Source organism: Pantoea sp. EKM101V, assembly GCF_011800325.1.
Classification (GTDB): Bacteria; Pseudomonadota; Gammaproteobacteria; order Enterobacterales; family Enterobacteriaceae; genus Pantoea; species Pantoea anthophila.
This window is the reverse complement of record NZ_JAALFP010000002.1, coordinates 1-14,311: the sequence shown is the minus strand read 5'-3', so window position 1 is coordinate 14,311 and position 14,311 is coordinate 1. Positions and strand designations below refer to the sequence as shown.

General features: G+C 61.5%; 12 protein-coding genes. All 12 read left to right on the top strand.

The window, feature by feature from the left end:
* Window positions 1-21 precede the first annotated feature (21 nt).
* A complete protein-coding gene (locus tag HFD92_RS03890; protein WP_167428360.1) occupies window positions 22-396 on the top strand; it encodes a T6SS amidase immunity protein Tai4 family protein in 375 nt (124 codons plus the stop codon).
* Window positions 397-450: 54 nt separating this feature from the next.
* Window positions 451-1,047 (top strand): hypothetical protein, encoded by a 597-nt coding sequence (locus tag HFD92_RS03885; RefSeq protein WP_167428359.1) that lies wholly within the window; start codon window positions 451-453, stop codon window positions 1,045-1,047.
* Window positions 1,048-1,213: 166 nt separating this feature from the next.
* Window positions 1,214-3,085: a type VI secretion system-associated FHA domain protein TagH gene (gene tagH, locus HFD92_RS03880; protein ID WP_167428358.1), complete on the top strand. Its 1,872-nt coding sequence runs from the start codon at window positions 1,214-1,216 to the stop codon at window positions 3,083-3,085.
* The gene (locus HFD92_RS03875) at window positions 3,082-3,873 is read left to right on the top strand and encodes a PP2C family serine/threonine-protein phosphatase (protein ID WP_046101647.1); all 792 of its coding nucleotides are present in this window, start codon (window positions 3,082-3,084) and stop codon (window positions 3,871-3,873) included. The genes tagH and HFD92_RS03875 overlap by 4 nt, the downstream gene beginning before the upstream one ends.
* Before the next feature lie 10 nt (window positions 3,874-3,883).
* Complete coding sequence (locus HFD92_RS03870; RefSeq protein ID WP_140028380.1) at window positions 3,884-4,864, top strand: hypothetical protein; 981 nt, start codon at window positions 3,884-3,886, stop codon at window positions 4,862-4,864.
* A gap of 16 nt (window positions 4,865-4,880) precedes the next feature.
* A complete protein-coding gene (locus HFD92_RS03865; protein WP_167428357.1) occupies window positions 4,881-5,708 on the top strand; it encodes a type VI secretion system accessory protein TagJ in 828 nt (275 codons plus the stop codon).
* Window positions 5,698-6,273, top strand: a complete 576-nt coding sequence (gene tssE / locus HFD92_RS03860) for a type VI secretion system baseplate subunit TssE (RefSeq protein ID WP_009090738.1) — start codon at window positions 5,698-5,700, stop codon at window positions 6,271-6,273. The genes HFD92_RS03865 and tssE overlap by 11 nt, the downstream gene beginning before the upstream one ends.
* Window positions 6,274-6,275: 2 nt before the next feature.
* Window positions 6,276-8,147, top strand: a complete 1,872-nt coding sequence (tssF, locus tag HFD92_RS03855) for a type VI secretion system baseplate subunit TssF (protein ID WP_167428356.1) — start codon at window positions 6,276-6,278, stop codon at window positions 8,145-8,147.
* On the top strand, window positions 8,144-9,190 hold the full coding sequence (tssG, locus tag HFD92_RS03850) for a type VI secretion system baseplate subunit TssG (protein ID WP_009090735.1): 1,047 nt from the start codon (window positions 8,144-8,146) through the stop codon (window positions 9,188-9,190). The genes tssF and tssG overlap by 4 nt, the downstream gene beginning before the upstream one ends.
* Before the next feature lie 54 nt (window positions 9,191-9,244).
* On the top strand, window positions 9,245-11,854 hold the full coding sequence (tssH, locus tag HFD92_RS03845) for a type VI secretion system ATPase TssH (RefSeq protein ID WP_167428355.1): 2,610 nt from the start codon (window positions 9,245-9,247) through the stop codon (window positions 11,852-11,854).
* Window positions 11,855-11,881: 27 nt separating this feature from the next.
* Window positions 11,882-13,384 carry a serine/threonine-protein kinase gene (locus HFD92_RS03840; RefSeq protein ID WP_167428354.1) on the top strand — a complete coding sequence of 501 codons (1,503 nt, stop codon included), beginning with the start codon at window positions 11,882-11,884 and terminating at the stop codon, window positions 13,382-13,384.
* Between the two features lie 16 nt (window positions 13,385-13,400).
* On the top strand, window positions 13,401-14,311 hold a 911-nt coding region (locus HFD92_RS03835), incomplete at its 3' end, for a type VI secretion system Vgr family protein (RefSeq protein ID WP_167428353.1).

Here is a 14,311-nt window from a genome sequence, read left to right as displayed (position 1 = left end):
CGCTTCCCCCTGGGTGCTGAAATGAAAAAACCGTTCCTGTTATTTGCTCTGGTCATATCGCATGCCGCCCTGGCGATATCGCCACCTGCAACAGACGCCTATACGCAACCGCAGATTTTCAGTAACTGGCTGTTGAATCGATGTGCAGGGAAAATTTCTTCGGATAAGGCGTTTACTGATGATGCCTTTAAAAGTGCCTCAGTCTGGCTGGAAGCAAGCCATCTCCCTGTTGACGCCTTCAGTGAAGGCGACAGGTTAATTGATGATTATCTGAAGATGGACCTGACCGGTTCGAGCGCTGGAAACTTCGGTATGTTGAAATGCACACTGCTCTCGCAAAGTCAGGACGCAGAAACGGTTTACAGAAAGTACTCAGCTTCACATGAGGCAGAATAAATGAAAGGCGTCTTAAATTTTTTACTGTTGTGCTTATCGCTAAGCCAGAGTGTCATGGCAAACGATAATGTTAAGTCCGGTACGTTACAGGCTTACTGGTTACCGGAGTGGCATGGCAATATTAATTCTCCATCGCTTCAGCTACGCTTTGTTGCAGATGATAAAAGCAGCGCGCATAAAATTATTAACATCAATAGGTCTGATGTGTCGCGTGAATTTATTGCCAGGCATTTCACTCAGATCCCCGATGGCTTCTTTAAATATAAAGAAGGGCATGCTGAACAATATGGCATGGTGAAGATTAATAACCTCACGGTTACTACCGAGTGTGATGATCACGTATATCAGGCTGATCTGGTTTCTTTTACAGCACAGCCGATAAAAAAAGCCTGGGCTGAGCAGGGCTGTGATAGTTATCCCTGGTTAATAACCCTGCGGTTAAAACAGGGGATTCAGGAAAGTGAACTCCTGAGTCGGCCGGAACAGGGGAGTCAGTCTGTCGCTAAGGTCTCTTCACAAACATCTTTAATTAAAATTAAGAGTATCAATCAGGCGTGGTTTTATGTGGCGACATATGACGAAAGTCAGCCAGGTCTGACGGGGCCGTTATCAGGCTATATTCCCGCGAATCGTCTTGAACCGGTTAACTGACACCCTGCAACGTTCACTTTTGATCAATCTGAACCGGCTTCGTACCACAAGGCGTCGCATTGATACTCGCCCATCGCCCGTAACATCTCATTGCTCCCTATACCCCGCACCTTTCCCTGAGAGGTGCGCACTATAGATGCCGAACCGCTAACCGCAGGAATCCGTTATGCGCTTTACGATAATAACGACTAAACCGGGCCAACAGCCGCCGCAGACCCATTGTGACTTCTTTCCGCCCGGCGGCACCATTGGTCGCGGCGTGGACAACAATCTGGTCCTGCCAGATGACGACCGTACACTCTCCCGACTGCAGGCGATTGTGCATATCACCGCCAGCGGTGAGTGCCGCCTGACCAACCGTGGCAATGTGACGCGGGTGCTGCTCAACGATATTCCGCTTGAGCGTGGCCGTCAGGTCGAGCTGCAGGATGGGGACATTCTGGGCATTGATGATTATCAGCTGCGGGTCAGTGACCTCAACAGTGCGCAGCCGCCGCAGACGGAGAGGACGGCTCCGCGCCCTGAGCCGGTGCGCCCTGCGGCGGTAGTGCCTGAGCCGCCGGTGGAAAAAACCGCGACGGCGGCCATTCCCAGCGAAATCTGGGACAGCCTGGCGAAAGAGTTTTCGATCTCGGATGATCTCTCTAAGCGCAAAGCCGCGCCGGAAGTGCCGGAGGCACATCCGCTGACCGCGCCTGCCGCGCCGGAGCGTAACCCGGAAGATCCGCTCTCCCAGCTGGCTAATGACGCGCCGCTCGATTTTGGTCAGCAGCCTAAAAACAGCAGCCTGTTTGATGAAGGCGATGCGCTGTTCGCCCGGGAAAGCATTTTTGACGACAGAACGCCAAGCACGCTCTCTGCTCAGCCGAAGACGGCGGCACCTCAGGCTGAAAAGCCCGTCGCTGAACTGGACCCGCTGAGCCTGTTTGAGGGTGAAAGCAGCATGGATGCGCGCAACCATGACGATCCGCTGGGACTGATGATGGGCAACGCGGTGCCCCTGGCACAGCCGGAGCCGCAGACCGCGAAACCGGCCACCCTGCATGTGCCCCCGGAAGCCCCGGCCAGCGTGAAACCGGCGACCGGACGTCCGCCGGAAGCGGTGCCTGCCACGCCGGATGCGCAGGATTTTTCGATGCTGTTCAGTGACGCACCACCACCTCAGCAGGCAGCAGAGAGCCAGCCTCACCCTGAAGCGCCGGGCCAGACGCTCCTGATCGAAGATGAAGACGCCGCTCAGCCCGACGCGGTCACGCCGCAAAATGAGTATGGCGGGATTACGCTGCCTACGCCGCAGGCCGTACAGCGCGCACCTTCACCGACGCCAAAAGGGCGGCTGCGTATCGATCCGGTCGCCTCGGGATATCAGCCTGCCGCCACGGAACAGCCGTCGACCGCCGGCCAGAACAGCGGCGACGCCCTGAAGGGGGAACTGCTGGATGCGCTGCTGGAAGGGATGGGTCTGCGTGACCTGCAGCCGACGCCTCAGTTTGACCGGGAACAGATGCTGCAGTTTGGTCAGATGCTCAGCATGTTCTCACAGGGAACGGTCGCGCTGCTCTCATCGCGTTCGATCCTCAAGCGCGGCGTCAAAGCTGACATGACGGTGATCCTTGACGACGCCAACAACCCGTTCAAGCTGCTGCCGTCAGGCAAGACCGTCCTGATGCAGATGTTCGGCAGCCGGATGCCGGGCTTTATGCCACCGCGTCAGGCTGTACGCGATGCGCTGATCGACCTGCAGGCCCACCAGCTGGGAATGATCGCCGGGATCCGCGCCATCATCGCCTCCATGCTGCAATCCTTTAATCCGGAACAGCTGGAGGAGGAGGCGCGCCAGGCGGGATCGGTGTCACGCATCGGCCTGCCGGGCAGCCGCAAAGCCGCCCTGTGGGAACATTTTGTTGAGCGTTACGGCGAGACGGCGGGCGAAATCGAGGACGATTTTCACACCCTGTTTGGCGAAGCGTTCCTGCACGCCTATGACCTGGAAGTCAATCAGTACAAAGACTCACAAACCCACACGGATGACGCATGAATATCACTATTGCCTCGACGTCGAATCAGGGCGATCGCGCCAGTAACCAGGACCAGATCGGTGATGTGATCGGCAAGCGCTCCGCCTGCTTTGTCGTGTGTGATGGCGTGGCGGGATTTCCCGGCGGCGAGATTGCCGCGTCGATCGCCCGCAGCAGCCTGCTGGAGGCCTTTGATGGCAATGCGCATCTTGATGCGCAGTCGATTCGCCGCTATGTCAATCACGCCAACCACGCCATTCGTCAGCAGCAGAAAGTCAGCAGTGAACACAGCCGGATGGGGACCACGATGGTCAGCCTGTTTATCGACCGGGACTACCATCTGGCCTGCTGGGCCCACGCCGGGGACAGCCGCCTCTATCTGTTCCGGCGCGGTTATCTCTATCTGGTCACCACCGATCACAGTCTGGTGCAGCAGATGAAGGATGCCGGACACCGTACCGAAGGGATCAACAGCAATCTGCTCTATTTTGCGCTGGGGATGGGTGATGAGCAGCGCGACGCCAGCTACAGCGACGTGGTGGAGATTGAAGATGGCGATGCCTTTCTGCTCTGCACCGACGGTTTCTGGCACGGCGTGTCGCTGGAGCAGATGCAGCAGTCGCTGCACATGGTGAATACGCCGGAAGAGTGGCTGACGCTGATGCAGCAGATCATTAAAAACGACCAGCCGGATGCAGGACAGCAGGATAACTTCAGTGCGCTGGCCGTCTGGATTGGGTCACCTCAGGACACCACTTTACTGCACTCGCTCTCTGAAGCGGCGCAGTTCTTCCCTCTGCGAGATTGAGAACGCCAACATGAAATATGGATTACTGGGTCTGGCAGCGCTGCTGCTCAGCACGCACGCTTATGCTGAAAACTATCGCATCGTCCAGTCCCCGGCACAGAAACTGGATGTCTGGATCGATAACGTAAAAAACAATCAGCTGTCGAGCTGGTGTAACAGCACGATCTCTCTGCGGATCGTCACGCTGGGTGAAAAAGACCCGGCGGTGCTGAAAACCTTCCTGCCGCGCGTTGCCGGATTGATGGCGTCCCAGTGTAAACCGCTGCAACAGCTGCACTGGCAGCTCACCGACGCGCAGGGCAGTGAAATCGCGACCGGCAGCGCCGCCAGAGCGCAGCAGTGGAAAACCGTGGTCACGCCGCCTGCGACACCGCCTGCGACACCGGCCGCCACGGCCGCCGCCGTGCCTGCCGATCCGCTGGTCAACGCCGCGCAGGCCGACACCTCGCCGTGGCTGCAGTTCAGTCTGCTGGATGGCTGCCATTTCCGCACCTGGTGGCAGCACCCGGCTCAGGGTAGCGCGCTGTTTGTTCCGGCAAAGCAGGGGCTGGTCTGCGGGTCGGATGGCTGGCTCAGCGGACACAGCAGCCTGACGCAGCAGGGTAACGGCGCGACGGCGCAGGTGGGTGTGACCTTCCTGCAGGGCTTCCCGGTCATGGGGCTGAGCAATCAGTCGGCGACCACCGAACTGCACATCACTACGGTTAACAGCGAGCGGATGGTGCTGAGCAACGAAAAATCACCGGACAGCTGGCTGATACTGCCGTTCAGCAACCGGTTTAACGGCTGGCAGGCCAGCCCGCAGGTCGTCGTACAGATGCCGGTCAGCGAAGCTGCGGATGAGAGCGCGGTCGCGGCACGTCTGCAGGAGGTGCGCAAAGTCTGGTCGCCGTGGATCAGCGGCAATGCGGCGCTGAGCGTGAAGCTGGTGGAAAAGCTGCATCCTGAACTGAAAGATCCGGCCGCTGCGGTCTATCGCACCCTCAACTGACGCAAAAGGAGTTTGCATGGAAACCTTACAGCATCGTCTGGCCAATGCCTCGCTGAGCGAAGCGCTGGCTGATGTTACCCGCCAGATCCAGTCCTCTCCGGCCAGCGCTGACCTGCGGGCCGCGTTTGTGCAGCTGCTCTGCCTGGCAGGCAACTGGTCGCGGGCGCAGACCCAGCTGCAATCCTGGCTGGCGTTAAGCCCGCAGGCGCAGCCGACGGTGAATCTTTTGCAGCAGGCGATTGCCGGTGAGCTGCAGCGCGACGCCGTGCTGCGTGGCGAGGCGCAGCCGGTGCTGCCCGGCAGTGCCTGGCACTGGTGCGACACGCTGCTGGCCGCACTGCAGGCGGAGGCAGAGGGCGATGCCGCACGTGGCTCTGCACTGCGTGCCGAAGCACTCGAACTCGCAGCCGCGAATCCCGGCAGCGCCACCCAGCAGGATCAGCCTTCGGCCTTCAGCTGGCTGATGGATGGCGACAGCCGCTTCGGGCCGGTGTGTGAAGTCATCAGTCAGGGCCGTTACTACTGGATCCCGTTCGCGGCGATCCGTGAAATGCAGTTTCAGGCGCCCGCCAGCGTCACCGATCTGGTGTGGCGTCATACGCGGGTGCAGCTGATTGATGGCAGTGAGCAGGTGTGCCAGATCCCGGCGCGCTATCCGCTGCTGGCGGGGGCGGAGGAACGTTTTCTGCGTGCCAGTGCCACCGAATGGCAGCCGCTGGGCGACGATCCGGATCAGTTCATCGGTCAGGGGCAAAAAATGTGGCTCACCGACAGCGCAGAGTTTTCGCTGCTGAGTCTGCAGCAGGTCCTGTTTGATAACGTTGAGAGTGCTGATGAGTCATGATTCAGGCGGGCAGAATGACGGCTATGCCCAGCTGCATGGCGGCTTTCGTGCGCGCAAAAAGCGCGATGCGTTAACGTCCCGCGACAAACTGCAATCCTCGCTGCTGGATCGTCTCACCGACAACGCGCCGGAGAAGCAGCAGGAGGCGGAGAACAGCATGCTGATTACGCACAGCACGCTGCGCCGCCACGTTCTGCGCGATCTGCAGTGGCTGTTTAATACCATCAATAACGAAGCGCAGCAGGATCTCAGCGGCTTTGATCAGGTGCAGCGCTCGGTCTGGAATTTCGGCGTGGCACCCCTGGCCGGACAGAATGTCTCCGATATCGAGTGGCAGGATATCCAGCGTAAAATGACCAACGCCATTCTCCACTTCGAACCGCGCATTCTGCCGCAGGGCCTGCAGGTGCGCTGCGTGAGCGATCTCAGTTCGCTCAGCCTGCACAACGTGCTGTCGATTGAAATCAAAGGGCGGCTCTGGTGTGTGCCTTATCCGCTGGCGTTTCTGTTCCGCACCCAGGTTGATCTGGAGAGCGGCCATTTCGAACTTCAGGATGCAGGGTAATCATGGACAGCAATCTGCTCGACTACTACAACCGCGAACTGGCCTATCTGCGTGAGATGGGGGCGGAGTTTGCGGCGCGCTATCCCAAAGTGGCGGGACGTCTGGGCATGCGCGGCATCGATGTGGCAGACCCCTACGTCGAACGGCTGATGGAGGGATTCGCCTTTCTGACCTCCCGCGTGCAGCTGAAGATGGATGCGGAGTTTCCGCGCTTCTCGCAGCGTCTGCTGGAGATGATTGCGCCTTCCTATCTGTCGCCGACGCCGTCGATGGCGATCGCCCAGCTGACCCCGGACAGCCGGAAAGGGGACATCACGCAGGGATTCCATGTGCCGCGTGGCACCATGATGGAAAGCCAGAACCTGAAAAAAACCGGCGTCACCTGCAGCTATAGCACCGCCCAGGATGTGATGCTGCATCCGCTGCGCATCAGCGAAGTCACGCTTGGCGGGGTGCCCGGCGATCTGCCCACGGGGGAGCTGAAACTCAGCGGCCTGGGGGCAGCCAGTGCACTGCGCATCCGCATCAGCTGTGAGGGGATCTCCTCGCTGAGTCAGCTGAACGTGGATAACCTGATGCTGTTTCTCAGTGGCCCGGATATTCAGGCCCTGAAACTGCTTGAGCTGCTGATGGCGCACCGGGTGGGCATCGTGCTGCAGTCCGTTGAGAAACACCCTCAGCGTCAGGTGCTTTCAGATGATGCCCTGCAGCAGGAAGGGTTCGCGCCGGAGCAGGCGCTGCTGCCGGACGATCTGCGCAACTTCGACGGCTATCGTCTGTTGCAGGAATATTTCGCGTTCCCGGCGCGCTTCCAGTTTATCAGCCTGAACCAGCTCGCGCCGTTTCTGCGCCGCTGCGACAGCGCCCAGGCATTCGACATCATCATTCTGCTCGACAAGGCGGACAGCGCGCTGGAGAGCGTGGTCGATCACAGCCACCTGGCGCTGCACTGCACCCCGGTCATCAACCTGTTCCCGAAAACGGCAGAGCGCCTGAAGGTCAGCGACAGTCAGCATGAATATCACCTGGTGGTGGATAACATCCGGCCGCTGGATTATGAAGTGCATTCGGTGCAGCGCCTGTTCGCCACTATTGAGGGCAAGCGTGAAGAGCAGGTTTTCCGCCCCTTCTGGAGCACCTTCAGTGGCGATCAGGGCGACTATGGCGCCTACTTCTCGCTGCGCCGCGAGCAGCGCACCCTGTCTGAACAGGCGCAGCGCTATGGCACCCGCACCGGCTACATCGGTTCAGAACTCTTTCTCTCGCTGGTGGATGAGCATCACGCGCCGTGGCGCGATGAGATGCGCTATCTCTCCGCCGAAGTGATGTGTACCAGCCGCGATCTGCCGCTGATGCTGCAGCAGGATCAGGGCAACTTCGTCATGCCGGACTCCATTCCGGTGGCGGAGCTGAAACTGTGCAAAGGCCCGACGCCGCCGCGTCCGGCCCTGGCCGAGGGGCTTTCCGCATGGCGGCTGATCAGCCATCTGCAGATGAACTACCTCAGCCTGATGGACAGCAGCGACGGAGAGGGCGCGGCGGCGCTGCGTCAGCTGTTAAGTCTCTACGCCAACCTGGCGGAAGCACCGGTTGCCCGCCAGATTGACGGCATCCGCCACTGCACGCTCAGCGCCGTTAACCGCCGCGTACCGGAGCCAGGCCCGGTGGTGTTTGCGCGCGGTGTCAGTATCACGCTGGAGGTGGATGAGCAGGCGTTTTCGGGTGCCAGCCCGTGGCTGCTCGGCAGCGTACTGGAGCGGGTCTGCAGCCGCCTTGTGGCGCTGAACAGCTTCACCGAGTTCACCCTCAACAGCCAGCAGCGCGGCGAAGTCGGCTACTGGCCGCCGCGCATGGGCCGGAAGGCGCTGATATGAGTGGCGAAAAAGTCATTACGCTGCCACGACTGACCCGCCTGCCGGACGATTTCTGGCAGAAGGTGATGGCCGCGCCGTGGCGCTACGATCTGTTCCAGCTGCTGCGGCGGCTGGATGCGCAGGGCGGACAGCGTTATCCGCTGGGCCGTGCGCCGCTGCCGAAGTTTGAAGCGGTGCGCATCGGGCAGACGCCGTCACTGGCGTTTGCTCCCTCTACCGTCGCCAGCGCCGCGCCGCGGGAGGAGACGGGACGCCACGATCTCTCGATTTACAGCTTTGGTCTGTTTGGCCCCAATGGTCCGCTGCCGACCCATCTGACCGAATATGTGCACGAACGGATCGTGCATCATCAGGATCACAGCCTGTCGGCATTTGCTGACCTGTTTCATCATCGCGCCACGCTGCTGTTCTATCGCGCCTGGGCGGATGCGCAGCCGACGGTCTCCCTGGATCGGCCCGACGACAGTCGCTTTCTGAACTATCTTGCCTGCCTCGCCGGCATCGGGTTGCCGGCCCAGCAGCAGGCCAGCTCACTCAGCCTGCATGCGCGACTGATGCTGGTGGGGCATCTCAGCCGTCACGGTCACGACGCAGAAGGGCTGGTGCGCATTCTGCAGCACTATTTCGGCGTGCCGGTCAGGCTGACGCAGAACCTGCCGCACTGGCTTACGCTGGACAGCCGCGATCAGGCCCGCCTGGGTGCGGGACGCCATATGCCCCGGCTGGGTGCCTCCGCTTTTCTCGGCGTGGCGGTACGCGACGTACAGCACCGTTTCCGCCTCCACCTGGGGCCGCTCAGCGCCGCGCAGTATGCCCATTTCCTGCCCGATGCACCCGGTGCGCGCGAAGTGCGCGACTGGGTACGTCACTACCTCGGCATCGAAATGCAGTGGGATCTCAGTCTGATCCTCGCCGCAGACGAGGTCGGGGGCGTGGCACTGGGTGGCGGTGCCCGGCTTGGTTATACCAGCTGGCTGGGGCAGATGCCGCAGCCGCAGGATCGCGAAGATTTTATATTTGAGGTTGAGGCTGCCTCGCGCTAGCCCAGCCGCTTTCCCTGTTACACAGCCTGCGTCTTTCATTGAAGAGAGTCCCCTATGTCAGAAATCAGCCGTGCCGTCCTGTTCGGCAAACTGGATACGCTGTTATTTACCTCGCTGGAAAGCGCCACCGCCTTTTGCAAATTGCGCGGCAATCCCTATGTTGAACTGGTGCACTGGCTGCATCAGCTGATGCAGCAGCAGGATGGCGACTTACAGCAGGTCATCACACATTTTTCACTGGATGAAAAGGCCCTGACTCAGGACATCGTCGCTGCGCTGGATCGCCTGCCGCGCGGTGCCAGTGCGGTCTCCGACCTCTCTGAGCATATTGACAGCGCCGTTGAGCGGGCGTGGGTTTACGCCTCACTGAAATATGGCGCAACCCGCATTCGCGGCGGTCATCTGCTCATCGGCATCCTAAAAACCTTTAACCTCGCCAGCGTGCTGAAAGGCATTTCCGGTCAGTTTGCCCGGATTAACGCCGATGCCCTGCTGGCAGAGTTCGACACGCTGCTCGGCAACAGCAAAGAAGCGCAGCAGGCGCTGAGCGCACCGCAGGATGCCGCAGGCACACCGCCAGCCGCCAGCGGCAGCACGCTGGCGCAGTATGGCCAGGATCTGACGGCACGCGCCCGTGCGGGAAGTATCGATCCGGTGACCGGGCGTGACGACGAGATCCGCCAGATGGTCGATATCCTGATGCGTCGCCGCCAGAACAACCCGCTGCTGACCGGCGAAGCGGGCGTCGGCAAAACGGCGGTGGTCGAGGGCCTTGCCCTGCGCATCGCGGCGGGCGATGTGCCTGCGCCGCTGCGCGACGTGCAGCTCTGGCTGCTGGATATCGGTCTGCTGCAGGCCGGTGCCGGGATGAAAGGGGAGTTTGAGGCGCGACTGCAGGCGCTGATCAATGAGGTGCAGTCCAGCCCGACGCCGATTGTGCTGTTTGTGGATGAGATCCACACCCTGGTCGGCGCGGGGGGGCAGCAGGGCACCGGCGACGCCGCCAACCTGCTGAAACCGGCGCTGGCGCGTGGCCAGCTGCGCACCATCGGCGCGACCACCTGGGCGGAATATAAAAAGTATATCGAGAAAGATCCGGCGCTGACCCGACGCTTCCAGACCGTGCAGGTGCAGGAGCCAGATGAGGCCAGAGCGATTCTGATGCTGCGCAGCACCGTCAGCGCACTGGAGAAGCATCACCGGGTGCTGCTGCTGGATGATGCGGTCAGCGCAGCGGTGAAACTCTCGCATCGCTACATCCCGGCGCGTCAGTTACCTGATAAAGCCGTGGCGCTGCTGGATACGGCCTGTGCGCGCGTGGCGGTCAGTCAGGGCGCGCAGCCCGCGGCACTGGAGGATTGTCTGCACCGTCTGGCCGCGCTGGAGATTGAAGCGGAGATTGTGGAACGTGAAATCCGCGTCGGCCTCGGTGATGTGACCCGCCAGCAGGCGATTGCCGGAGAGCGTGCGGCGCTGGAAGCGGAACATGATGCGCTGCAACAGCGCTGGCTGCAGGAGCGCGAACTGGTCGAGACGCTGATTGCGCTGCGCGCCCGCTGTGCCACCGAAGAGGATGCGGCGCTGCGTGAACAGCGCGATGCCACACAGCAGCAGCTGACTGCGCTGCAGGGTGACACGCCGCTGCTCTTCGCCGCCGTCGATGCGGGCGTGGTCGCCGCTGTGGTCTCTGACTGGACCGGCATTCCGCTGGGCCGGATGGTGAAGAATGAGATCGACGCCGTACTCAATCTGGCGGACACCCTGAACCAGCGCGTTATCGGTCAGCGTCACGGTCTGGAGCTGATCGCGAAGCGGGTTCGCACCACGCGCGCGCGCCTCGATAACCCCAACAAACCGGCAGGCGTCTTTATGCTGTGCGGGCCGTCGGGCGTGGGCAAAACCGAGACCGCGCTGGCGCTCGCCGAGTCGCTGTATGGCGGCGAGCAGAACATCATCACCATTAATATGAGCGAGTTTCAGGAGGCGCACACCGTTTCGACGCTCAAAGGGGCCCCGCCGGGCTATGTGGGTTACGGCGAAGGTGGCGTGCTGACCGAAGCGGTGCGCCGTCGCCCCTACAGCGTGGTACTACTGGATGAGATTGAGAAAGCTCATCCCGATGTGCATGAGCTCTTCTTCCAGGTGTTCGACAAGGGCTGGATGGAGGATGGCGAAGGGCGTCACATCGACTTCCGCAATACCATCATCATTCTGACCTCGAATGTTGGCACGCAGCTTATCAGCGCGATGTGCGCCGATCCGGAACTGATGCCCGATCCCGACGCCCTCAGCGCAGCCCTGCGTAAACCGCTGCTGGAGGTGTTCCCGCCTGCGCTGCTGGGTCGTCTGCTGGTGGTGCCGTACTACCCGCTCAGCGATGACATGCTCGCGGAAATTGTGCGGCTGCAGCTGGCGCGCATTGTGCGTCGTCTCGCCGACAATCACGGCATTGAGGCGGAGATCGACGAGTCGGTGGTGAATCAGATCGTGCAGCGCTGCACCGAAGTGGAGTCGGGCGGACGCATGGTCGACGCCATCCTCACCAACACGCTGTTACCGCAGATGAGCCAGATACTGCTCAGCGCCCACGCCCGCGATGAACGCTATCGCCGCGTTGCCGTGCGCTGTGAGCAGGGCGAATTTGTCTGCCAGTTCGCTGTTTAAAGCCTAGTCATCAGAGAGTTTTCGAATATGTCGGAACATGATCAACCCCTGAATGTCCCCAATGCCCTGCCGCTGGGTTACCGCTTCAATGAGTTTGAGATTAAAGAGGTCATCGGCGGTGGCGGCTTTGGCATCGTCTATCGCGCCTGGGACCACCAGCTGGAACGCGATATCGCCATCAAAGAGTTCATGCCCGCCTCGCTGGCGGTGCGCAGCGATGATCTCAACCTGGTGCTGCGCAGTGAGCGTTTCAGCAAAACCTTTCACGCCGGGCTGAACAGTTTCATCCAGGAGGCGCGGCTGCTGGCTCGCTTCAATCATCCCAACCTGCTGCACGTGCTGCGGTTCTGGGTGCAGAACGACACCGCCTATATGGGCACGGTGTTCTACAGCGGCACCACGCTCTCGACCTTCCGTGAACGTCAGCCGCAGTCGGTGAATGAATCCTGGATCCGCCGCCTGCTGCCACCGCTGCTGGGGGCGATTAAAACCATCCATGAAGCGGGCTATCTGCACCGTGACATCTCGCTGGATAACATCCAGATCCAGAGCAGCGGTGAGCCGATCCTGCTGGACTTCGGGTCAGCGCGTAAAACCATCGGCAACCTCTCCGATGAGAGCGAGACCATGCTGCGTCCCGGCTATGCGCCGATTGAGCAGTACAGCGACAACGATGAGAGCGAGCAGGGCGCATGGACCGATATCTACGCGCTGGGCGCGGTGTTGCACACGCTGATCACGGGCGCGCCGCCGCCGGTGAGCGTGGTGCGCAGCATCGAAGATAACTACCAGCCGCTGGTGCAGCGTCGTCTGGCGGGGTACTCCTCTGCGCTGCTCAGCGCTGTCGATCGTGCGCTGGCGCTGAAACCGGAAGATCGTCCGCAGAGCATTGATGACTTTGCGGCGCTGATGGCGCTGCCGGAACGTGAACCGGAGCCGCTGCTCAGCGCAAAAATGAGCGGGCCGGGCACCATGCTGGTGCCGATCGAAGAAGAGGAGGCGGTCAGCCCCGACTCGCGACTGAAAACGCTGCTGGGCCACCGCTTTGCCCTGCCGGGCCTGGTGGCCGCGGGCGTGCTGGTCGGGCTGTGCGCCGGTCTGCTGATGTCGCGTGGTGATGAACAGACGGCCCCGGCGGAGACCGCGCAAAACAGCGCACCTGCTGTCACCGTCGCGCCGGTTAATCAGCCGGTGGCTGCGCCACCGACGCAGGCTGAGACCCCGCCGGATAGCGTTGCCAGCACCCCGGCTCAGACAACCGCGCCAGCGCAGACCGCCGCACGTGAACCCGATCCTCAACCGGCCCCGCCAGCCGCCCCGGTGGCGCAGGTCTACATTCGCCTGCAGCAGGGTGAACGGGTTCAGGTGAACGGTCAGCCGCAGGCGCTGGTGCCTGCGGTCAATGGCTTTGCCACACTGCAGCTGGCGCCGGGCAACTACACCTTTGCCATCAGTGGCCAGAGCGGCACCCGTCAGCAGACGCTGAACGTCAGCGAAGAAGGCGTCTGGTTGCTTGATCCACACAGTTAATAGTCAGGGATTACTTATGTTCTCACGCATTACCGCACAGCTGCCGGCGGACGGCCTGCTGTTCCACACGCTCAAGGGCACCGAGGCGCTGTCGCACCCGTTTGTGCTCACCGCCGAGCTGCTCTCCACCGACGCGCGCATCGACCGTCACGCCCTGCTGGGCCAGCCGGTGACGTTCACGCTGCCGACCGACGGCCTGATGAGCGCGCTGAGCCCGCGCTACCTCAACGGTAAAATCACCCGGGTGGCGGTGCGCAGCCAGGAGCTGAACGGCACGCGCTACGCGTGCTATGAGCTGACGGTGGAGCCGGACCTGTGGCCGATGAAGCGGGACCGCAACCTGCGCATCTTCCAGAGCCAGACGGTGCCGCAGATAGTGCAGACGCTGCTGAAGGAGTACGGGGTGAGCGTCGAGACGCGGCTGGCGGGCAGCTACCGGGTGTGGGAGTACTGCGTGCAGTATCAGGAGAGCAGCCTGGACTTCATCAGCCGCCTGATGGAGCTGGAGGGGATGTACTACTTCTTCCGCCACGAGGCGGACAAACACACGCTGGTGCTGTGCGACGCGCCGGACCAGCACCAGGCGTTTCCGGGCTACGGGACAATCGCCTACCACGTCACGCCGTCGGGGGGCGTGGTGACGGAGGAGGGCATCAGCCAGTGGTCGCTGTCGGAGAGCGTGACGCCGGGGATGTACAGCACCGACGACTACGACTTCCGCAAGCCGAACGCGTGGATGCTGCAGGCGCGGCAGAACCCGGCGTCGCCGGTGCCGGGCGCGGTGGACGTCTACGACTGGCCGGGACACTTTGTGGACCACAGCCACGGCGAGTCCTACGCGCGCATCCGTCAGGAGGTGTGGCAGGCGGAGCACCACCGCGTCAGCGGGTCGGGCACGGCCACCGGCATCGCGCCGGGGTACACCTT

Excerpts from the sequence above, each read along its gene's own strand:
- HFD92_RS03875 (WP_046101647.1), top strand. The coding sequence starts at position 3,082 with ATGAATATCACTATTGCCTCGACGTCGAATCAGGGCGATCGCGCCAGT.
- HFD92_RS03890 (WP_167428360.1), top strand. The coding sequence starts at position 22 with ATGAAAAAACCGTTCCTGTTATTTGCTCTGGTCATATCGCATGCCGCC.
- tssH (WP_167428355.1), top strand. The coding sequence starts at position 9,245 with ATGTCAGAAATCAGCCGTGCCGTCCTGTTCGGCAAACTGGATACGCTG.
- tssG (WP_009090735.1), top strand. The coding sequence starts at position 8,144 with ATGAGTGGCGAAAAAGTCATTACGCTGCCACGACTGACCCGCCTGCCG.
- HFD92_RS03870 (WP_140028380.1), top strand. The coding sequence starts at position 3,884 with ATGAAATATGGATTACTGGGTCTGGCAGCGCTGCTGCTCAGCACGCAC.
- HFD92_RS03840 (WP_167428354.1), top strand. The coding sequence starts at position 11,882 with ATGTCGGAACATGATCAACCCCTGAATGTCCCCAATGCCCTGCCGCTG.
- HFD92_RS03865 (WP_167428357.1), top strand. The coding sequence starts at position 4,881 with ATGGAAACCTTACAGCATCGTCTGGCCAATGCCTCGCTGAGCGAAGCG.
- tagH (WP_167428358.1), top strand. The coding sequence starts at position 1,214 with ATGCGCTTTACGATAATAACGACTAAACCGGGCCAACAGCCGCCGCAG.
- tssF (WP_167428356.1), top strand. The coding sequence starts at position 6,276 with ATGGACAGCAATCTGCTCGACTACTACAACCGCGAACTGGCCTATCTG.
- tssE (WP_009090738.1), top strand. The coding sequence starts at position 5,698 with ATGAGTCATGATTCAGGCGGGCAGAATGACGGCTATGCCCAGCTGCAT.
- HFD92_RS03885 (WP_167428359.1), top strand. The coding sequence starts at position 451 with ATGGCAAACGATAATGTTAAGTCCGGTACGTTACAGGCTTACTGGTTA.